The organism is Paenibacillus sp. FSL R5-0407 (assembly GCF_038009185.1).
Lineage (GTDB): Bacteria > Bacillota > Bacilli > Paenibacillales > Paenibacillaceae > Fontibacillus > Fontibacillus vini.
In genome coordinates this window covers 709,970-731,591 of record NZ_JBBPAX010000001.1, presented here as the reverse complement: position 1 = coordinate 731,591, position 21,622 = coordinate 709,970, and the positions used below count along the sequence as shown (strand labels likewise).

Annotated in this window: 19 protein-coding genes and 1 pseudogene; all 20 read right to left on the bottom strand. The window is 52.4% G+C overall.

Features of this window, described 5'->3' with window-relative positions; all coding sequences use genetic code 11:
• Window positions 1-101: 101 nt before the first annotated feature.
• The 20 genes and pseudogenes from NYE70_RS03595 to NYE70_RS03500 all read right to left on the bottom strand — a co-directional run bounded on the left by NYE70_RS03595 (window position 102) and on the right by NYE70_RS03500 (window position 21,622).
• Window positions 102-992, bottom strand: coding sequence for an NAD-dependent epimerase/dehydratase family protein (locus NYE70_RS03595; protein ID WP_341045005.1), 891 nt, complete (start codon window positions 990-992; stop codon window positions 102-104).
• An 86-nt stretch (window positions 993-1,078) separates the two neighbouring features.
• Window positions 1,079-1,477, bottom strand: coding sequence for a hypothetical protein (locus NYE70_RS03590; RefSeq protein WP_211023974.1), 399 nt, complete (start codon window positions 1,475-1,477; stop codon window positions 1,079-1,081).
• Between the two features lie 36 nt (window positions 1,478-1,513).
• Window positions 1,514-2,265: pseudogene (locus NYE70_RS03585) on the bottom strand (DUF817 domain-containing protein).
• On the bottom strand, window positions 2,262-2,852 hold the full coding sequence (locus NYE70_RS03580; RefSeq protein ID WP_341047500.1) for a nucleotidyltransferase family protein: 591 nt from the start codon (window positions 2,850-2,852) through the stop codon (window positions 2,262-2,264). Before NYE70_RS03580 ends, NYE70_RS03585 begins: the two are co-directional and overlap by 4 nt.
• 602 nt (window positions 2,853-3,454) lie before the next feature.
• Window positions 3,455-4,678 carry an MFS transporter gene (locus NYE70_RS03575; protein WP_211023970.1) on the bottom strand — a complete coding sequence of 408 codons (1,224 nt, stop codon included), beginning with the start codon at window positions 4,676-4,678 and terminating at the stop codon, window positions 3,455-3,457.
• Between the two features lie 39 nt (window positions 4,679-4,717).
• Complete coding sequence (locus NYE70_RS03570) at window positions 4,718-5,560, bottom strand: aldo/keto reductase (protein WP_341045004.1); 843 nt, start codon at window positions 5,558-5,560, stop codon at window positions 4,718-4,720.
• A gap of 84 nt (window positions 5,561-5,644) precedes the next feature.
• Window positions 5,645-6,652: a dihydrodipicolinate synthase family protein gene (locus NYE70_RS03565; protein ID WP_341045003.1), complete on the bottom strand. Its 1,008-nt coding sequence runs from the start codon at window positions 6,650-6,652 to the stop codon at window positions 5,645-5,647.
• A 47-nt stretch (window positions 6,653-6,699) separates the two neighbouring features.
• Window positions 6,700-7,995, bottom strand: a complete 1,296-nt coding sequence (locus tag NYE70_RS03560; RefSeq protein ID WP_213654207.1) for a hypothetical protein — start codon at window positions 7,993-7,995, stop codon at window positions 6,700-6,702.
• A 74-nt stretch (window positions 7,996-8,069) separates the two neighbouring features.
• Window positions 8,070-9,278, bottom strand: a complete 1,209-nt coding sequence (locus NYE70_RS03555) for a M20 metallopeptidase family protein (protein WP_341045002.1) — start codon at window positions 9,276-9,278, stop codon at window positions 8,070-8,072.
• On the bottom strand, window positions 9,271-10,605 hold the full coding sequence (locus NYE70_RS03550) for a transcriptional regulator (RefSeq protein WP_211023960.1): 1,335 nt from the start codon (window positions 10,603-10,605) through the stop codon (window positions 9,271-9,273). The genes NYE70_RS03555 and NYE70_RS03550 overlap by 8 nt, the downstream gene beginning before the upstream one ends.
• 73 nt (window positions 10,606-10,678) lie before the next feature.
• Complete coding sequence (locus NYE70_RS03545; RefSeq protein WP_341045001.1) at window positions 10,679-11,638, bottom strand: sugar phosphate isomerase/epimerase family protein; 960 nt, start codon at window positions 11,636-11,638, stop codon at window positions 10,679-10,681.
• Window positions 11,631-12,605: a Gfo/Idh/MocA family protein gene (locus tag NYE70_RS03540; protein ID WP_211023956.1), complete on the bottom strand. Its 975-nt coding sequence runs from the start codon at window positions 12,603-12,605 to the stop codon at window positions 11,631-11,633. Before NYE70_RS03540 ends, NYE70_RS03545 begins: the two co-directional genes overlap by 8 nt.
• Window positions 12,606-12,843: 238 nt before the next feature.
• Window positions 12,844-13,668: a carbohydrate ABC transporter permease gene (locus NYE70_RS03535; protein WP_290405918.1), complete on the bottom strand. Its 825-nt coding sequence runs from the start codon at window positions 13,666-13,668 to the stop codon at window positions 12,844-12,846.
• 19 nt (window positions 13,669-13,687) lie between these two features.
• Complete coding sequence (locus NYE70_RS03530) at window positions 13,688-14,653, bottom strand: carbohydrate ABC transporter permease (RefSeq protein ID WP_341047499.1); 966 nt, start codon at window positions 14,651-14,653, stop codon at window positions 13,688-13,690.
• 66 nt (window positions 14,654-14,719) lie between these two features.
• A complete protein-coding gene (locus tag NYE70_RS03525) occupies window positions 14,720-16,078 on the bottom strand; it encodes an ABC transporter substrate-binding protein (protein WP_211023950.1) in 1,359 nt (452 codons plus the stop codon).
• Between the two features lie 144 nt (window positions 16,079-16,222).
• Window positions 16,223-18,277 carry an alginate lyase family protein gene (locus NYE70_RS03520; protein ID WP_341044996.1) on the bottom strand — a complete coding sequence of 685 codons (2,055 nt, stop codon included), beginning with the start codon at window positions 18,275-18,277 and terminating at the stop codon, window positions 16,223-16,225.
• Window positions 18,278-18,308: 31 nt separating this feature from the next.
• Window positions 18,309-19,385 (bottom strand): dihydrodipicolinate synthase family protein, encoded by a 1,077-nt coding sequence (locus NYE70_RS03515; RefSeq protein ID WP_341044995.1) that lies wholly within the window; start codon window positions 19,383-19,385, stop codon window positions 18,309-18,311.
• A complete protein-coding gene (locus NYE70_RS03510; protein WP_341044993.1) occupies window positions 19,385-20,401 on the bottom strand; it encodes an NAD-dependent epimerase/dehydratase family protein in 1,017 nt (338 codons plus the stop codon). Before NYE70_RS03510 ends, NYE70_RS03515 begins: the two co-directional genes overlap by 1 nt.
• 221 nt (window positions 20,402-20,622) lie before the next feature.
• Window positions 20,623-21,072, bottom strand: a complete 450-nt coding sequence (locus NYE70_RS03505; protein WP_341044992.1) for a VOC family protein — start codon at window positions 21,070-21,072, stop codon at window positions 20,623-20,625.
• A 58-nt stretch (window positions 21,073-21,130) separates the two neighbouring features.
• Window positions 21,131-21,622 carry an RNA polymerase sigma factor gene (locus NYE70_RS03500; RefSeq protein WP_211023939.1) on the bottom strand — a complete coding sequence of 164 codons (492 nt, stop codon included), beginning with the start codon at window positions 21,620-21,622 and terminating at the stop codon, window positions 21,131-21,133.

Genomic DNA, 21,622 nt, shown 5'->3' with positions numbered 1-21,622 from the left:
CCTACCAGGGACTAAGAAATGAATGCGAAGAAGCGATAAACTCAAATCGGTCTCATTGGTATAATTAACTCCTTTATATTAATTTGGCTAGGCCGACTCGATCACGCTTGACCCGCTGCGATTTGCTTGATCAGATCCGGCATCCAGTCCATCACATTATCAAAGTCATATCCTGCTGCCTTCGCTTTGGTGGTATCCATCACCCAGGAGGAAGGGACACCGAACGGCGACTCGTTCTCAGGCCCAGCCTCGTTCTCGGAAAGAACTCTCGCCTTGTTTCCGGTTTCCCGTTCAATCATAGCAAGCAATCGGGAAATCGTCAGTTCCCCATCCGAACTGGCATTCACCGGGCCCGTCAAATCCGAGCTACCCAGCCAGCGGAGGAACGACGCCGTTTCCGCCGAGGAAATAAACGACATTGCGGCCTCTGCATTCGGCAGACCGATCGGCGTCCCGTTCATGACCCGTTCCACATGGAAGTGAAGTCTCCGGGTGTAATCATCCGGCCCGAGCACGATCGGAATCCGCATGGCTGCCACGGGAAAACTTGCCTCTTGAAGGAGCGCCGCCTCAGCCTGTCTTTTGGCTTCCCCGTATTCCATCTCGCCCCGTTCTCCTGCAGCCCACTTGTATTCATAGGGGTTAAAATCCTCTTCACTCAGCGGAGACTTGCCGAAGCCGTATACGGACAGCGTGGAAGTTAGAACATAACGCCCCACCCGTCCTTCAAAAGCGCGCACCGCTGCCATCGCTTCATTCGGCGAATAACAGATGTTATCGTAAATCACATCCCACGGACCTGCTTCCGCCGCTTTGGCCAGGGATGATTCATCACTGCGGTCCAAGACCAGCCGATTCACCGGTCCGGCAAATTCCGCCTCGGTCAATCCGCGAGTCGCCACCGTTACTTCATGAACGCCTTCCTCAAGCAGCAAGTTCACCAGTCTTTTGCCAAAATACCTCGTTCCGCCCAACACGAGCACTTTTCCCATTCCGGAATCCCCCGTTCTCCTTAATATATTGGCAATACTTCCATACCCTGCTGATTGCCTTCGGGTTATAACTGCATTGCAATTTCTTAACGGCTGCCGAACAAGCTCTTCATCAATCCCAGGCCGCAGAGCATGGAAAAATAGAAATATCCCTCTTGGGCCGCCACATCTTTATATAACGAGTAATAGGGCATTTTTAGGTACAGGTTCAGCACTGGATAGAGCATTAAAATTAAACTCGGGATGACCACGAAAAAGAAAAGCGGACGATGAAACTTTCTTTTGTTCGGCAAGCCTCCAAGCAGGCTGACATAAGCACCGAGAACTAGGCCGTAGACGATATTGCCGATCAGGCTGTAACTGATTTTCAGAACCTTCTCCGGATTTTGTTCCATCATCCCCACAAAACGGTTGCCGTAGTAGACCAGGACAAGCGCGCCGAGAATCCACAGCAAATAATAGAAATATCCTTTGGATTTATTCATGAACCGACTCTCTCCCATGTATCAATTTGCGAATCGCTAGTTCCCCGTCATCCCTGCTTTTACCCGTTTCAACTGCGCGACGATGATTATGCTGATGACGACGAGCAGGAACCAGGAGCTGATTTTGCCGATATGCACGAGCCGCCATACCTTCTCTTGATCCGGATAGCTCCAGGCTCCGAGGAACGTCGAAATATTTTCCGCCACCCAGATAAAGAAGCCGATCAGCAAAAAAGACAACGTCAACGGCATCCAATAGGTTCTGCCCAGCACCGTGAAATGTACGCGGGTCCGAATAAACACAATCACCAGCAGTCCCGTCAGAATCCATCGGTAATCTCCGATAAAATGATGCGTAAAAAAGTTAAAGTAAATCGCCGCGCAAAGCAGCACCGAATAAATCGCTCTGGGCCAACCGGTCATTTGCAGGTCCATCCTGCGCCAAGCCTGGCAAATGTAACTTGCAACGCTGGCATACATGAACCCGCTGTATAGCGGAACTCCGCCTACCTTGCTCCATCCTTCCCCCGGATACGACCAGGAGCCCATATGTACTTTGAACAATTCCAGACCACGCAGATGACCTTCAGTTCGTCCATCGTTTCCAGTTTGAACACGACCATGCCCACTTGAGCAAGCAAGCAGATCAGTAAAATGAGATCATACCGATGCAGACCGGGAATCGATACCACTTTCGTCAATGCCAGCGTCCCGAAAATAACGACCGGAAAAATGCAGCACAACGCCTGCAGCCAGGCGAATTGCAATAAACTGCGGATAAAAGTCATAATTCATTCTCCCTTAACGCTACAACCTGAAGGCTCGGCCAGATCGGCAGCCACTCCTTATCTCTGATCCTGTCCATAAAAACGTTGCGATTCTGAAAAAACGGACTTTGCCTTACTTGAAAACCAAGTAGATCATCCAAGCCGAACGGTGCCACAATATCAATATTTACACCATCTGCGCCGTCTTTTAGCCGGGCACCTATGGCAGTTGCCGTCTCAGGCCAGTGCAGCATGGCATCCTCGACCGAACGGTAGGGCGGTTCACCATTTTTCAGATGCATCCGTGCCTGATTTTTGACCGACCAATTCAGCGACGAATTTATTTCTCGTAAGCGGGCGTCGTATTCTTTTTCCGCCTCTTCCTCCAGGAAATCCGGGTCGTAATAAAGCACGTCGACATCATGTAGCGGAGTTCTTACAGTGTATCCATGCAAAACATCCCAGACAAAATTGCGGAAATATCCCGCCGCAATGCAGCCCTGGGGCAACCCTAGCGCAGCAACCGCCTCCAGATCAGCCATCATTTCCGGCTGTTTGCCGATCGCTCTTTTCAAGTCATCGACATTGGAAATATGAAAGTCAGCCATGAGCTTTACGTTCTGCAACCCATCCCCTCCTCCCTAACTAAACTTCCGAAACCAACAGTTCCTATATTATACATCAGAAAAACCGGAGGCTGGTACATTCAGTTTTAGATTACTCTTCGCTTCTTCTTTGTGTAGCTTCCTTCTTAATCCTCGCTTCCTTCTTTATCGACAGCTCCTTCTTTATCTACGCTTCCTCTTAATCTGCGCTTCACCTTAATCCACACTTTCTCTAATCCACACTTCTCTTAATTTACACTTCTTCGTTATCTACGCTTACTCTTCGACTTCTAACGGACACACGGGACTCTATTGAAGTCAAAATCACTTGGATTTCAGTTTAACGGTCACAGGAGACCTTATTTCCATCAAAACAGCGTCAAAGTCGATGCAATCCAACGTTTAACGGCTCTCCTGTCCGTTAAATTCCTAAACTCGCAAAATAACAGGAATTAACGTCCGCTATGTCCGTTACATTTGGCTCATTGGCTTTTCTATTGCTGGCTCCTGACCAGCTACCCTCATTAAACACAAAAAAGCGGCTATATCCTCATCGGAACATAACCGCATTTCGTAAAACTGTACTTGATTGGAGTGATCAATGATCATACCGCCGACTTCAACGCTTCATCCTTGGGCAGCAGCACGGTCAGTAACCCGATCAACGGCAAGTAGGAGCAAAGCTGCATGATGAAGAAGATGCCCCACTGGTCTGCAAAATGGCCGAGCACCGCCGAGCCGAGGCCACCCAGGCCGAAGGAAAGTCCGAAGAACAGGCCGGACACGAGGCCGACCTTGCCCGGAAGCAATTCCTGCGCATAGACGACGATAATTGAAAAAGAGGAAGACATGATGAACCCGGCCAGCACGACGAGTACGCCGGACCAAAACAAGTTGGCGTAAGGCAGCAGCAGCGAGAACGGAGCCGCTCCGAGAATCGAGAGCCAGATGATGTTCTTGCGCCCGTAGCGGTCGGCCATCGGGCCACCGAAAAACGTTCCTACGGCAGCGGCCGCAAGGAAAGCGAACACGTACCACTGGGCGGCACTTTTGCCGACGCCATAATGATCCATCATGAAGAAGGCGTAGAAGCTTGAAATGCTGATGGAGTACACATTTTTGGAGAAAAGCAGCAGAATCAGCACGGAAATAGCCAAACCTACTTTCCTTTTGCTCAGTCCGGTTCTCTGTGTTTCGCTCGGGTTCTGGGCAGCACGGCGCGGACGGGGCCGCACATTCAGCGAGGCGTACCAACGGGCGACAAAAAACTGAATAATGATCGCCGCAATCGCCGCAAAAGCGAACCAAACCACGCTGCGTTGTCCCAGCGGAATAAAGATGAGCGCCGTCATAAGCGGTCCCAACGAGGTTCCGATGTTGCCGCCAACCTGGAAAATCGACTGCGCCAAACCGCGGCGCTCCCCTGCTGCCAGATACGCAACTCGGGAGGATTCCGGATGAAACACGGAGGAACCCAGCCCGATCGAAGCCACAGCCAGCAGAATAATGCTATAAGCTGGGGCGTATGCCAACATCACAACGCCGATCAGGGTAAAGCAAACCCCGAGCGGCAATATGTACGGACGGGGACGGATGTCCGAGTATAGCCCGACCAGCGGCTGGAACACCGATGCCGTAATATTCATGGCGAACGAAATCCAGCCAATCTGTCCGTAGCTTAGCGTCAGTGAGTCTCTCAGAATCGGGAACAAGGCCGGAATAGCCGATTGCATCGTGTCGTTAAGAAGGTGTACCATGCTGATCGCAAACAGGATCGGATATACCGTCATAGCCTGCGCAGTAGGCTTGCCTGCTGCCTCTTTGTTCATGTCAATCTCTCCATCCGATCTTCTATCTTTGTCTATAAATTAGAAATTAAAATTATCCGGATCCGACCCGAACCGTTGATTCAGGTTCAATGCATCGATAGCCGCAATATCCTCGGCGCTTAACTCGAAATCATAAATGTCGGCGTTCTCTTTAATCCGTCCTTCGTTGACCGATTTCGGAATCGTAATGACGCCAACCTGCAAATCCCAGCGCAAAATAACTTGTGCCGCGGTTTTTCCGTATTTATTACCGATGGATACCAGGGTTTCGTTCTCAAGCAGATTACCCTGTCCGAGCGGGGACCAAGCTTCCAAAACAATGCCCTTCTCCTTTGTGAACTTCAACAGTTCTTTCTGGGTCAACTGCGGATGAAGCTCCACTTGGTTTACAGTCGGGACAACCTCCGCGTCAGCCAGCAAATCCTCCAAATGATGAATCTGGAAGTTACTCACACCGATGGCGCGAACTTTACCTTCTTTATAAACTTTTTCAAGCGCACGCCAAGTTTCTTTATATTTGCCCTTCACCGGCCAATGAACCAGGAACAAGTCGATGTACTCCAAGTTCAATTTCTTTAAACTGGTTTCAAAAGCTTCCAGCGTCGTTTCATAGCCTTGCATGTTGTTCCACACTTTAGAAGTCACAAAGATTTGGTCCCGGGACAATCCGTTCTCTTCCATCGCTTCGCGGATCGCCTGTCCAACACCCTCTTCATTATTGTATGCAGCAGCAGTATCTATACTGCGGTAGCCGGCGCGAATCGCCGCTTTGACGGCCTGGATGACTTCTTCGCCTTCCTGAGCCTTGTATACCCCCAAACCAAACCATGGCATCTCTACTCCGTTGTTAAGTTTTACAGTGTCCTGCAAATTGTTAGGCATGAATAATTCCTCCTTAGGTTGGGTTGTGTTAAACAAAATGTTCCAAGTCTATTATGACCGACATCGGTCCAAATTTAAAGCCGTCTAATGCAATCGGCATTGTTGTATCGTTTGCCGCAACATCTCCAGCTCCATCTCTTCCATTTCATAGCCAGTCCCATTCATATCATGGGCAGCCTCCCGGGGGATAATCCCTTGCAGTGCGAGACACCACAGCATCCGCAAAATATATTTGTCCATCGGCTGCGTAAACGTCGACATCGCATAAGCGTCCACTCTGGATGACAAATCCATAAATAGGGGGTAATCCTTGCTGCGGTAGGCCGTGATCAAGTCGCTTTGGATATTTGGAAAAGCGGCTCCCAAGCCGACCAGTGCTCCGGTTGCCCCGCACATCAATGAATAGCCGAACATCCGGTCCTCCCCGGTGATGAGCAGCTTGCCCGGAAATTCGGACGAGAAGAGCGATGACACTTCCTGCAGCGTCATCACGCTGTCCAGCGCGGCCATTTTCATGCCGACGACAGACGGCATGCCGAGCAGCTCCCTCAGTACCTCCTTCGAATAGGCGAGTCCTCCCGCTTCTTCATACAAATAAAATAGAATCAACGGAACGCCAAGCGCTGACAGCTCGCGATGATATTCGATGATCGCGGCATCCCGCCGGGAACTCTCTAATTCCTTAAAAATCACCGGGGGAAAAACCAGCAGCGCATCGGCTCCACCGGAAGCAGCCTCTTCCGCCATAGCGATACTATTTTGCCGCCATTTTTGCAGACGAAGAGGTTCGGATAACGTAGTGTCAATTAATGAACCTACTCCGGCAACAAGCAATTGCGCTTCATTTAAATGTGACTTCCAGGATTGAAAAATTCGTTTTCGCTCCTCCGCCTGCAAATGAAGTCCTCTGCCTGTATGAACCCATACCGCGACACCCGCGATTTGTTGCCGGCTCATATATCCCGCGTAAGCCTCCTGTGCCTCGCTGTGGATTTCTCCGTTTTTATGTCTGGGAACAGGGACTGCCGGAATAAGTCCGCCGGTCATGGCTTGGACGGTTTTAGCCATTCTTTGCTCCATCGTCAGAACCATGCTGCCGCCTCCTTAATTCACTATTTCCTACTAACTATGTATAGTTGTCACGACTGCCTCAAAAACCAGTCTCTTCCCTTATCCCTGTACCAGGAAGCCACATCTTTAAACGAGGTTACATTGGCCGCGTCGACCAGATCCTCGGCATTCCGCAAATGAAGCATCCAGGCCACAAGACCGTGCTCCGGATGAAAATAAAGATCATGAAGCGCCCGTTCCGTTTTTGAGCCCTGTTTCATGCTATAGGCACTGCCCGGCTTTTGAAAAACCGTATGCATTTGCAGGCTTTCCGCCCCGCGCAGCGCATATTCCAGCGCCATCTTGCCGGTTCCAACATTCCCGGTACCCGACACCGGCGGCACCGGCTTCCGAAGGTCTCCTTCCAGTTCGAGTCTCCGGAGCGCCGTGAGGATCCGTAAATTCCGCCGGCTTAGATCGGGACCGCCATAAGCGGCGCCCACTTTTCCGGCAAATTCACGTCCCTGGTCATAGAGCCGGTTGGCGTAAACGACATAGTCCGGCACACTTTCCCCCTCTTCCAAAAGAGCGCGGAATGCGTTCAACTGGAAGTCGTCTTCAAACACCGTGTTCATCAGCTTGATGCCAAGCACGAGTTCGCCGTCCGGAAGACAGGACTTGATGCGGTGCGGCACTTCACGCAGCCAGCGGAGCACGGTATCCTGCTGTTTAGCCCGGCCTGAACCGGCCAGCGTAGGGCTGAAGTCTTTTTCCATTTGCAGCGGGCCCGGGAATCCGCACTCCTTCCAAACTTCATATAAACCTCTCGTCGTGTGATGGTACTCTTCCATGCGGAACTCGGCTTCTTCCGGACCCGGCAAGTGATATTTGCAGGACGGAACGACCACCATACCGGCCGTTTTACCAATCTCCAGCGCTTGACGGGCAAATTCCAGGTAACTCGGGAACGAGCCGTGCCATCCCCTCCCTTGCCAGGTGACGTTCCAGCCCGGCTCCCCCGTCTCCTTGCCCGTGATTGTGTCCACAATCATCCGGGTTTCCTTCACCGCCCACTCTTCCATGGAGCGGGTGCCCGCCGCATTTTCCGCAATCACTGTTTTAAGCACGACAAAGCCGAGTCCGGCATCGGCATCATCCTGAACTTGACGTAAATTTAACGACAATTGGCCCGACGCCTTGCCGAACGGATTCCGGATGGCATGAATTCCGTAGCGGGAAGAGACGTCGAGCCCATAAGTTTCAAGCAAATAAGATTCGACTCCGGACGGAAGGCCGCCCTGAAACCGTTCATAATCCTTAATTATTCGGGAAGCGTCCTCATTTGCAAGCAGAGGACGGGCAGGCAGAATCAAACCGTTGTTCATCTTCATCCCCCTATATCGGATTGGTTCCGGGGAGACAATTTCTCCCCAATGAAGATTCTATTCCACAACCGGCATTAACTGTCCTGCCCTGAAGCCCTATTTTCAAGCAACAAAAAATCTCGGGCAAACTCCGCCAGAAACGCGGCGCCGCCTGTCAACGCCTCTTCGTCGATGGTCATTTGCGGATGATGCAGCGGAAATCCGCCATGACTGGCTCCGCTCGCGCCTACGAGAAGAAAAACGCCGGGCACCTGTTCCATGTAGTAAGCCATGTCCTCGCTCGTCATCGGCGAGCGGACCAGCATTTCAATCGCCTCCGGGCCGTAGAGTGCCCGGAGTGCGGCTTCGGCGCGCCGGATCAGGGCGGGGTCGTTGACGGTCGGCGGGTAGCCGAACTCGTAATCGACCTCGGCCCGGGCGTTCAGCCCGCCGGCGACCGCCTCCGCCAGCGCGGTGACCCTGCGGTGCATCTGTTCGCGCGCCGCGTTGCTGACGGCGCGCACGGTTCCGCGGATCTCGACGCGATCCGCGATAATGTTGGGCAGGCTGCCGCCGCGGATGGAGCCCATGCTGAGCACCACGGGCTCAGCGGGGTCGACCTCGCGGCTGACCAGCACCTGCAGCGCCGTAAGCACCTGCGCGGCAGCGATGATGGCGTCGACGCCCTGATGCGGGGCGGCGCCGTGCCCGGCACGGCCATGGACCGTGATGCCGACATGATCCATGCTCGCCATCACGGTCCCGGCCTTGACGCCGAAGCGCCCGGTTGGCAGGTCCGGCCATAGATGCAGGCCTACTATGCCGTCCACGCGCGGCGACTCCAGCACGCCGGCCTCGACCATATGCCGGGCTCCGCCCAGCATCTCCTCGGCCGGCTGAAAAATGAACTTGACCGTCCCGCGCAGCTCCTGCTGCGCAGCGGTCAGCATCGCGGCGGCGCCGAGCGCCATCGCCATATGCCCGTCATGGCCGCAGGCATGCATGACGCCGTCGTGCCGCGATGCGAAGGGCAATCCTGTCGCCTCTTGCAGCGGCAGCGCATCCATGTCCGCGCGTATGGCGATGCACGGCCCCGGTCGTCCGGTGTCCAGCAGCGCGACAACCCCGGTGCCGGCTACGCCCCGGCGCACTTCCAGTCCTAGCTGCTCCAAATAATCGGAAACAAATGCGGAGGTGATCACCTCTTTGAATCCAAGTTCTGGTACCTGATGAAGACGGCGGCGAATTGAAACGATTTCCTCGCCAAACGATGCGGCGGCCTCACGAAAATTCACTTTATTCATACTGCGCTTCCTCCAGATTCAGCGTATAGATCTGTCTCGGGCGTCCTCGTCCGGCAGGCTGCTCTTCTCCGACGATGCTCGCCATCTCATATTTCTCCAGTGCCGCCATGATTCGGCGCGCGCTTCGCAGCGTAATTCCAAATCCTTCGGCAAGCTGGGAAGCCGTAAAAGTTGACGTCCCTAGCCGACGGCAAAGCGACACCAGCTTGTTGATCGTACCTACGCTGAGCCCTACTTTTTTAGCCATGGAAATCAACTCGGGATTCTCGCTGCGGGCGGAGTACTCCAGCGTCAAATCCGACCCGAGCGGACCATAGACAATTCCGTCCTGCATAATCAAATAGCAATTTCCCCCGCCCCCGGATTTCGCCTTCAGCAGCGCCTCCTTGGCTTTGCCTTCGGCTTCGTTCGCAGTCCGGCCGATCCCGATCCCGATGCTGGCATTCCACTGGAGCCTTTCCATCACCTCCAGAAGCAAGGGAGCATCCTGGAACTTACGGGTAACCTGCTCGATGATGCCTCGCGTCGTAATAAAAGAAACCTCGTCCGAATCGCTCCACTTAATAAGCGACTGCGTCTCCTCGCCGAAATCGACGAGGATTTGTTGCAGAATGATCTTTTTCCGCTGAATCTCGTATTCGGAGGCGGCCTCCTTGGCTACCTTGGCAAAATTGTCGATATTCATGATCCCTACGGCAATCTGCGTGCTGCTCAAGCGGACACTTTTTCCTTCCAAAAGAGCCCGGTTCAGGCAATCGCGGATAGCGGACTGAGTCGGAACTACCCGGTAAGCAGGCACGCCAAGTTTCTTCAGCTTCTGGTATACCGAGGTTACGCACGTAACGGTCACGGAAACTCGGCCGTTTTTCCATAACTCATAATGATAGGACACCAGTTCCTCGTTGGTCATTCCGGATTCATAGGTTTTGACCAGGAGCTCATCTACCGGCAGGCCGATCTCCTGCAGCGGTTCCTCTACTTCGTTGTATTGCAGGACATCCATGCTCAGCCTCAATCCCTTTTGCATATCCAGTACGTCTTGACGATAGAGATCGAAAAGCACTTTATACAGGGCTGTTCCCGAATAGTAAACGTGTACCATCGGCTTGTCGGGAGCTGCCGCAAGCGCGATCCGGTACGGGATCGGACCGGTAAACAGCAAAATATCCGCCTGGTCCCTGATCCGGTCGACCACCTCGAGCGTTTCCCGCTCATGTTGATATGGCGCCGGAAACATAGCCAATTCCGCAAAATAAGAACCGAATTCCAGTACAGCTTCCACCAAATCCCGGGGCCCAATCACCGCAACCCGCAGCTTGATCGTCATGGCCGGCACCTCCCGCTCCCTTTTTTAAGCATCGTCAACAATGACCCACAACCCAATCAGATATATGGGATGACTAAGCCTCTAACTGTTCGCCAAAATCTCTAACCTCGGCAAGTGACCGTTTCGTGTTTAAAACGACTTGTTCGTAGTCCCCCATATACTCGAATGAAATGTATCCTTCATACCCAAGGTCCAACAATTTTTGCAAAATTGCGGCATGACCCGCATCCCCTTGCAGCACCGGTACCGGCACACTTTGACTCCAGTCTTGATGGTTCCACCTATAATCTTTGAAATGAACATGATGAATATCGTAAAAAAACTGCTCCAACACCGGAATCGGCTCCAGATAATCGACAAAAAGATTAAAGCCGTCATAAATCAGCTCCAACCCTTGCCCTTCCCCCTGACCTTCCCCGGATACGTCCCTCAGCAATGCCGCCAGGCTCTCTGCAGTATCCGCAAAAGTATTGTTGTGAATTTCAACCGCCAATCGAACTCCTTGCGCCCTGCATATGTCCAATGCTTCATCCAAACCGGAAACCACATCGTCCCATTCCACGGCCAGCGCTTCTCTCGACGCTTTGTGTCCGGCAAAAGTTCTGATCCTCGGGCAACCAATCTCTGCGGCCCACTCCGCCGCCCGCCGGATCCGTTCCAGCTCCCCCTTCCTTTCCTCTTCCCCTTTGGAAAAATAGATATATTCGCTGATGGCCGGAACTTCAAGTCCGCGGCTCTCAAGCAGTTTGCGCATGTCTTCCGGCGTTCCGCCGCGTTTGCTGTAGCTTTCCAGGTGGCCTACCCACAGCTCCACCCCTTGCAGTCCTAGGTCCTGCGCCAAATCCAGCACCGCTTCTATCGGCGCCTGCTTCAAACCGGTTGAACACATGCTGAAGCGAATACGGCCCTCTCTGGCGACATTCTTCCGGTTCCGTCTCGCGGGTTCAAACATGCTGTCGCCCCCTAGTTCCAACCCGCCCCGGTCCACGAGTTCATGCTTTCTATCGCTCTTTTTATCCCCGGGTTCAAACATGCTGTTCCACCCCCGTCCGGTCCGAGCGGTAAACGGCTTCCAGCGCTGCGATGACCGACCTGGCATATTCGCCGCTGCTGTCCGGGTCCTGTTCGTTCCCGATCGCTTGAAGCAAGTCCTTGAATTGAAGCACAAACGGGTCCTCTTCGGGAATCGGTTCCACTTGCTCGTACTCTCCCCCCTTGCTGATCCACAAGCCTTTTGCGGAAATCAGCTTGGCCATGCCGTGGGAGAAAATCAATTCCGTCTCATCCTTGGGCGGTCCTTCATATCCGGATTGAACAATAACACCGCTAAGTCCGCTATCCGTCTCCAGAAAAATACAGCCACTGCCCTCCACATCGCCTCTCGGTCCTTCATAGGTTACCGAAGCCTTCACTCGATGGACACGGCTATCCGTCAACCATTGAATTTTGTCGATGGAATGGGCGCCCAGATTCATCAGAATCCCGCCTCCGGCCTTGGCTTTTTCCAGGAACCAGTCCGGTCTGTTGTCCCGATAGTAATAGAGGTGCCGGGTATCGTGAACAGCCAGCAATCGGCCGAGTTCGCCGCTTGCAATCAACTGCTTCGCCTGAATATTGGCCGGCCAATAATGCTGCGTATGCCCGACCATCAACTTGACGCCCGCGGTTGCAACCGCTTGCAGAATTTCATCACATTGATCAACATTTAACGCCATCGGCTTCTCCAGCAGCAAATGACAACCCTGTTTGGCGCACCATACCGCACAGGAGGCATGCAAATGATGAGGCAAAGCAATTACCGCGATATCCGGCTTTTCCTTGGTCACCATTTCTTCATAATCCCGGTAAAAAGAGATCCCATACTCCTCCGCCAAAGCCTTCCCCTTGGATTCGTCCGTATCGGCTACAGCCGCAGCTTCCAACGTCCCAACCTGCCGGATCGCTTCCAGATGATTACGCGAAATAATCCCCGCTCCAATCAATACTACTCGGTAGACCATATAGTTACCTCCTCTCATCGCGAAGTCATGCTTTCCTTCTCTCTTGTATCTCCCCCATACATTCTTTCGTTGTTATCCCTAAGCCCCGTCTTCCTCACATGGACAAATGACTGAAATGTCCACCTAAAAGTGGACAAAGAGGACTTTTATCTCAAACAAGTAAATTGTCTATATTCAGTATCCTTCTGCTCCAAATCCACTTCATAGAGCAACATCCGAATTCGGTGCCAGACACCCGTTACTTGATCCCCGCAGAGTTGCTGCCTTGCACAAAATATTTCTCCGCGAACAGGAAGACAAGCAGGATCGGGATGAGGCTCATGAGCGCGGCGGCGACCATGTACTGCTCGTTGCCGGACCATTGCCCAGCCATCGACAGGATGCCGATCGGCAGAGTGAAGTTTTCCTTGGAAGTCAGGAAAATGGCCGGCGACAGGATCTCGTTCCACTTCGTCATAAAGGTGAAGACGGCCAAGGTCGCAAACGTCGGTTTGCACATGGGCAGGAAGATGCGCCAGTAAATCTGGATCGGATTACAGCCGTCCAGCTTCGCCGATTCCTCATAATCCTTCGGAATAGCCAGAAACGCCTGGCGCATCAGAAAGATGCCAAACGGCTGGGCCAGCCACTCGATAATCCAGAGCGGAGTTAAGGTGTCCAGCATATGCAGAGATTTGAAAATAACAAACTGCGGAATGATCAGCACGACCGGCGGGATCATCATCGTGCCAAGCACGACGAGGAACAGCGTATTTTTCAACGGAAATTTCAATCTAGCAAAAGCATATGCCACCATAGAACAAGAGAACAGCGCGCCGACTACGGACAGCACCGTAACGATGACGCTATTGGTCGTATACTGTCCGAACGGACCAAGCTTCCAAACCTCGGCGTAGTTGTTCCACTGTACGGGATCCGGGATCCATTGTGGCGGCACCTTGGTATACTGAGCGTATGATTTTAGAGAGTTAAAAATGGTAGTAAGAAAAGGCATCACCATGATCAGGGAGCTCAGAATGATGACGGTGTATCCTGCAATTTTTCGGGTTCGGTTCAGCTTCATGACGTCACTCCTCCCTTCCTCATTCGTAATGCACCCATTTTTTCTGCAAAAGCATTTGCACGACGGTAAGCACAAACAAGATGACGAACAGCACCCAGGCGATCGCGGAAGCGTAGCCCATGCGCAGGAATGAGAATCCTTCCTGATACAAATAAATCATAAGCACGAGACTTGCTTTATGAGGTCCGCCGGCCGAAGAAGCATCCATTGCGCCTCCGGTCATGACGTAGATCTGTTCAAACGCCTGGAACGTAGAAATCGTACTTAGAATGAGCACCAGAAACGTCGTACCGGAAATAAGCGGTACCGTAATGTTCAAAAACTTGCGGAAGGTGCCCGCTCCATCGATTTCCGCAGCCTCATATACATCGCTTGGAACGTTTTGCAATCCCGCCAGAAAAATGACCATGATGTACCCGATCCCCTTCCAAACCGCAATGATGACCAGCAGCGGAATGACGAGATGCTCATCCTGCAGCCATTTTTGGGGGTCTAGGCCGATTTTGATCAGAAACGAATTGGCGAACCCGAATCTAGGGTTAAAGATCGCATCCGATACATACATGATGACAGTCCACGATGAGATTACGGGGAGAAAATGCGCCAGCCGGAACAGCTTTAACGCACGCAGCTTCTGGTTCAGCGCTACCGCCAAAATCAAAGCCAGTACGGTTTGCAGCGGCACGAACAAAATCGTGAAATAAAGCGTGTTCCACAGCGCCTTCCAAAACACAGGCTCATGAAACAGCTTCGTATAGTTATCCAAGCCCTTCCATTTCGGCGGATTCAGGATATCGTAATCCGAGAAGCTGAAATAAAGTGATGCGAGCAACGAGCCAAATACAAAAACAACAAAATGGATGAGATAAGGGGTCACCATCAGGAGCCCCCACTTACCGTCACTGTTCAGTTTTTTCCTTCGAATTTTCTTGGGCTCAATAGCGCGACCCCTTTCAGCCTTTACAGTTCCTGTGTTTTCTACCATGCTCATCACACTTTCTGTAGCGATTTAAGGGGCGGAGGCCGAAGCCTCCGCGCATGTTATCCTATCCTACTTTTTATAGAATTCGTCCAGAACCTGTTGTACCTCAGTATCCGCTTGTTTCAACGCCTGATCGGCAGGAATTTCACCCTCAAACGCGCGATTGATATTGTCGTTGAACTTTCCGACCCATTCGCTCCACACGGCGTTGACGTCCAGCGTTCCTGCAAACTCGAAACTGTCAAGGAACGCCTGTTTATTTTCCGGCTTCCCGCTTAAGAACTCCTCGGAATTCGCCACTGATTTTTTCACCGGAACCGCTTCGCCCAGGGAAGCCCATTCCTTCTGGACTTCATCCTCCGTCGCCCAGAATTTCACCCATTCCCAAGCCGCGTCGCCTTTCGCCCCTTCGGCCTTTTTATTGATGACCCAGGAGTTCGCAATGACCGGCGAAAAGCGTTTGCCGTCCGGTCCCTTCGGCAGCAGCGTCACATCATAGTTCAGCTCCGCCGCGTTAGCATCGATGGTCCGGGCGTAAATCCCGATCCGCATTGCAGCCGCCTTGCTCGGGAATGGCGCCATGTTGCTCTGGAAGCTCTTCAAATCGGAAGGCGTCGGCAACAGCTCCCGCTGCATTCCGTCCACAATCCAGTCCAAAGCCTGCTTGTTCTCCGGCGTATTGATCACCGATTTCGTAAGCGTCTCATCCAGCACGCCGCCTCCGTACGATTTCAGCACCGTCATCCAACCTTCAGTAATACTGAAGAAGGTCAGTCCGTATTGGCTCACTTTATTTTTGTCGAAAGCCGAGTCATTCGCGTACTTCCCGGTGGAATCCTTGGTCAGTTTCTCGGCCGCCGCCTTCAAGTCATCCCAGGTCCAATCCTCGGTAGGATACTCCACCTTCGCTTCGTCAAACATATCCTTGTTGTAATAGAGCACCGCGATCTGTATGCCCTGAGGTACGCCCCAGTATTTTCCGTTTGCGTCTTTATTGAAATCCAGACCGAAGTAATCGTCCTTTTTCAAGTCTTTTTCGATCAAAGGCGTTAGATCCTTCAGCACCCCGCGCTCCGCATATTTCGGTACGAGCACCCCATCCGACAACCATAGATCCGGCGCACTTTCCGCAGCGATTTGCGTGTCGAGCTTCTGGAAAAACTGATTATATGGCGATGATTCCGTCTTGATCGTAATATTCGGATGCTCGGATTGGAATTTGTCGATCAGTTCCTGCATTTTGGCATCGGACTGGGCGGAAGAATAGAAACCGAGCTTAAGCTCCACCTTTTCCGCTTTTCCGCCTTTATCGCCGTTTCCTCCCGCTCCCGATTTACTCTTTCCGTCGGAGCAGGCTGTCAGGAGCAGTGCGGATACCAGCGTTATACTGAGTAAGAAAGTACCCCATGATTTAAACTTCCTTTTCATTACTTGACCCCCTAATCATTGAGTTTCCCACCAATTAAAGCGCTTTCTAAAACTTGTGACTAAATTGTGAACTTAATCTAAAGTTAAGGTATCTTCAATTAAAGGTCAACGTCCTTAAAAAGACCGTAAACCGTTTTGATCCCGTTAGACCTTTACAATATAAGTATCTTCATGTTCCTCCCATGGGGTGTTATTTTCCCGCACCAGCAGGACTTCCCCGGTTATATGCCTTCCGGCAAATTGATACCCGCGAGGACCTTGATGGGAAAAAAGAGCATGAACGCGTTCGGCTCCATTCTGTATGGTCAATGCTGTTACCAGCTCTTCGGAAACGGTATCCCCATAACTGTCCAACACCTCAATCTGGGAGATGTCGGGCTGATCACAGTCCCGAGTGCGGCACGGATACAGGACGGTCACAAATTTGGAAAGCCCGCTCCCTTTTTGCCGGAACATTGCTTTGAGGGAGGTGACTTTATGGTTATAATCCCTGGCTACCCATGACGCATCCACCAGCGCTTCTCCTGGCTTGATCGGAATGATTCGCAATGCCGGCTCCTGTCTCGAGGAGGAAGCAAGCAGGGTTCCGTCAGCTTCCACTTCAACGTTCAATCCCTCGGCAAAATGGAACGGCAAAGTATATTCATGTTCCCCATTACTTTTGCAGGTATCAACGACAATCCAGTAATCCGGCTTAACGAACAAAATCTGTCTTCGCACCAATACCGGATCGTTCAGGCGTAAGTACCCGTCATGAGATGCCTGGACATAATCGTAGATTTCCGTCTCTGTTCTCCAGAAACGGTCCATTGGATTGGCAACATGATTCCAGTTCCAGGAATCCACGTACTTTGAAATCGTCTCTCCATCCACAGCTACCGTGTTATGTTGCAAGGATTCCTTAAAATACCGTCTGAAATCATTTTCCATGTACGTGTACCGGCCCGGATCGGTCAGAAACTCTCTGCCGTACGCAAACAGACTGATATGCAGCAAATCGTCATGCCCGTGCGCCCGAATGACATCCATATGACCGGCGTCAAACACCAAATACCGGGCATCCGGCTTCCAGTCGGTTCTCATCACATAGTAGCCGCTTTGCGCCAATTCCACCGAGGTTACTTTCGGCTCTTCAATGTGAAGCTGCTCATAGCGTTTGCAGCCTTTTTCTCCGTAGTACCAGATTCCCTCGTAATCCAGCTTGTCGTATCCCATCACTTTCAGATCGCCCCTTGCGAACAAAACGGCTCCGCGCGTCAGTACATCCCGAATATCCGTTCCGTCGCTGTCTCCAAGCATCGGCTGGCGGCCGTCCGGCTGCACCAAGGCTAGCGATGCGCTGTACATGCGGTCTAGCGAATTCCGCAGCTCCGGCGGGAGCGGTACGTCGTTCAATTCCGCCAGCCATACCGGTTCAAACAGACAATGCAACACTTCATGGTGGTACATCGTACACTGTTCGTTATGCATACCGTCCTCAAAAACCTGGACCGGGCACATTTCGGCCAATCTTTGCACCGCTTGCTTCAGCCACGTCTCCGATTCCTCGATATCCGGGAACATCAGCGCAAGCTGGAATAGGCCGTTCGTTTCGAGGAATCCCCAATTGCTCTGCCGGTCATGCGGCGTGTAGGCGATATTCAGATACATACCGTGCCGCCGAACGGCTTCCCGGAATAACGTCTCTTCTTCGCTTTGCCACAATGAGGATTGCCGAACGCAATAATAACCCTTCAGCCAATTCACAATCCGAATTCCGCTGTCCAGCTTGCGCCATGTATCCTTGACGTTATAGGCCCGGCTTTGGCTAGCCAGAACTTCCTCCTCCGTCAGCGGGTTTTGCCGAATCCAGTCCTTCATTAGCGATATATACGCTTCGGCGTACCTTTCTTCACCGGTCAGCCAATAGGCCTGCCCCAGCTCGCTCATATACCTGGCCCGGTTCAGCATGACCATCCACTCGATGTCTTCGTTATGGCGATAGCTCCAGTTGATCCCGTCCGGAAAAGCCACCTCGGTTTCACACCGTTCCATATCCCAACGATGCGTATATATAAACGTGCTGCGGCAGGCAAGATCGGCCCGGTACAGCACTTCAGCGGCTTCCTCCGGCCACTCGCTCAGACAAGTATCCACAATAAACGAACGATCCGACGACTCCCAAAAATAGACTCTGTCATGCCGTATTGCCGGATTCATCAACTCTCCCCCTTCTGTTCAGCAAAATGCCTTAATGGTCGCTTAGCCACTCCTTCAAATGGCGCCTTACGAACTCGTCATCATTAAGATGCGGATAGGCTGTATAGACACGATCAATCTCTTCCAACTGGCCTGGGGACAGCTCCTCATCGGGATTCAGGCACCAGCGCCCTTCCAGCAGGCCCTGACGCCGAAGCACTTCGTGGATTCCCGGAATGCTGCCGCTAAATCCATGGGACGGATCGAACAAAGCCCCATTGACGTCCGTTATCTCTTGGCCGCGCGTCAACAGCTCTACCGGAATCGGCCCCTTCAAGTCCCGAATCGCATGAATTTCTTCCATCAGCGCTACGGCCTTGGCCGTCCATACGGCCCAATGTCCTAACAAACCGCCGACGATGCGCTTCTCAACGATTTCGCCATGGACCGGAAAACGGTAAGTCGTCAGCAAATCGGAGACGATGTTATCGTCGTTACCGGTATACAGCGCTACTTCGTCCCTGCGGCTCGATTCGCATACGGCCCGGACTACGTCGATCGTTTCATAGCGGTTGAACGGCGCCATTTTAATCGCCTTCACTCCAGGCAGCTCGGCTAACCGGCGCCAGAACGAGTAGCCAAGACGTCTGCCGCCTACCGCAGGCTGAAGATAGAAACCGAATACGGGAATGACCTTTGTAATCGCTTCCATTCTTTCGAGCAGCTCGTCTTCATTCCATTCCTTCAGTCCGCCCATGCTCACAAGCCCCAGATCATAGCCGAGCTTTGCCGCCAATTCCGCCTCCGCCAAGGCCTGCTCGGTCGGGCCGCATATTCCTGCAATTTTCAGAAACGGACGTTCGAGCCCGGCCGCGTCCACTTCTTCTGCCGCAAGCCGCAGCACCGGCTCATAGAGCCCGATTCCTGGGTCTCGAATTTCAAATTGGGTCGAATGCACCCCAACCGCCATACCTCCGGATCCCGAAGCGATATAATACCGGGTCAAAGCACGCTGCCTGGCCTCATCCAGCTCACGCGAGGCATTCAGGGCCAGAGGATGTGCCGGGATCACGGTCCCGCGTTGAAGCAGCTCTTCAGCTGCCTGGGATAATTGCTTGGCCTCTTTCATTAAAACGCACCCTCCCGCTCTTGAAAATGCGTCGGTTTACCTAAAGTCGCCCCGCCGCCCAGGACCCATTCCACCGTCCACTGAATCATTTGTCTCAGCGGTACGCTCGGATAGCCCAGGAGGTGATGACTATTCGAAGCATTGCTGAGCAGCGCCGTCAGCCCTTCTTCTCCGGTAAATACCGGCTTCGTCCCGAAGGCTTCACCGAAGCGATCGGCCAGCCACCGCACGGACACCGCTTCCGGCCCGGTCACGTTAAGCGTCACCGGCGGGGAGCCGCAATGAAGCAGCGAACGGATCGCCATCTCATTCGCATCTCCTTGCCAAATGACGTTCACAACTCCCATGTTCAGATCGATCGGACGCCCTTCTTTTACGGCCGTAGCTACCTCTAGCAGAATCCCGTAGCGCAAATCAATTGCATAATTTAACCGGAAATTCAGAACAGGCGTCCCGTTTTTACGCGAAAAATATTCGAACACCCGCTCCCGGCCAAGACAAGACTGTGCGTATTCGCCCACCGGCGAAGGTGCCGTCTCCTCCGAAGCTCCCCCAAGGGCAACTTTCGTGAACGGATAAATGTTGCCGGACGAGAAAGCGACGATTCGCGAATCCTTAAACTTCTCGGCCACTCTTCCCGGTAAATAGGCGTTCATCGCCCATGTAAAATACTCCTTGCCTGTCGTGCCGAATTTATTTCCGGCCATATAAATCACATTAGGGACGTCCGGCAGCCCGGACAGCGCCTCTTCATCCAATAAATCGGCCGCGATCGTCTCAATACCCTCGGCCTCCAGCTCTTCCTGTAACGTTCCCGACGAGAAACGGGAAACTCCGATGACTTTGGCGTTCTTTCCGGCTTCCCGGATACCTCGTTGCGCAAGCTTCGCCAGACTCGGTCCCATCTTGCCTCCGACCCCGAGAACGAGAATATCCCCGTCCACTCCTGCCAGATCCCGGATCAGCCGATCGGAGGGCGTGCTCAGCTTGTTCTCCAGCTCACTTATTGTTTTCATTCCATTCACCTCTTCTAGTCGATGGATGCTGATGCGAATAAATTTACCTGTTCACATTTCCATGTTAGGATCCGACCGATTAAAAGACAACGACTTTAAATGGTCCTTAAAACGGTGTACATGCCAAAAAAGCTTAAAGGGCAAACACAAAAAAAGGCCGGGAGAGATCTCCCGGCCTTGCCATATGGCTCGAAAGTAGAGACACGCGTCTCCGCCTTTCGTTAAAATGAAATCATCGCGCCTGTTTCGTCGAAAATCGCAGACGGATTCCAGCAAACTTCCCACACATTATACTCGGGATCGGCAAAATAGGCCGAACGACCGCCCCAAAATGCCTCTTCGGGCTCCTTGAGGATCACCGCCCCGGCTTGCCTTGCTTTTTCGATGGCCGCATCAACCTCTTCCGGCTCTTCCACATTCACCGCCAGCGTGATCCCCCGAAATGAGGGTTTTGCATCCGCCGCCGGCACATGGACCGAATCTTCCAGGTTGGCGTCCTTCACCAATTCTCGGTAAGGGAACAGGCTCAGCAGCACTCCGGCCGTTGTGAAAACACAGTAATCGTCAGAACTGGTCGGGGTGTCTTCCCATCCTAATCTTGTGTAAAAAGCTCTAAGCGCCGCAAGATCCAACGCGCCTAAAGTGACCAAAGTAACCCGCTGCGGTATCATTCGTATCCCTCCCAATCGGTATTGTATTCTATATCCTACATCAAAATTTTCCGATTGACTAGGCCGTCTCTCTGCCCTTCCTTAATTTTTGTCTGGCCCGGTAAAGAATGATTTTAAAATGCGATAAAGGAATTCCCATCAAATCAGCCGATTCCTGATATGAAAATCCGTGGATATCGTATAACAATACGGCGTGCTGCTGATTAGGAGGCAGCATCGATAGCATAGCGTGCAGTTCCTGCCGGCTTTCCCCTGTAAGCACGCTGGCTTCCGGGGTTTCCTCGCTCGGAACATTGTGGAAAAATTCATTTTCATACACTGAAGAACGGCTCTCCTTCCGCAATCTGTCAATATAGGCATTATGGGCGACACGAAGCAGCCACGCCTTTGTTCTTCCGCCTTCCAAATTGTCCAGCCGGCTGCATGCACGGTAGAACGTTTCCTGCATCAAGTCCTCTGCATTGTGGTGATTCCGGCAAAGATAATACAGATAACGGTAAACATCGTTCTTATATTCACGGTAGATCATATCCATAGATGACTTATTCAT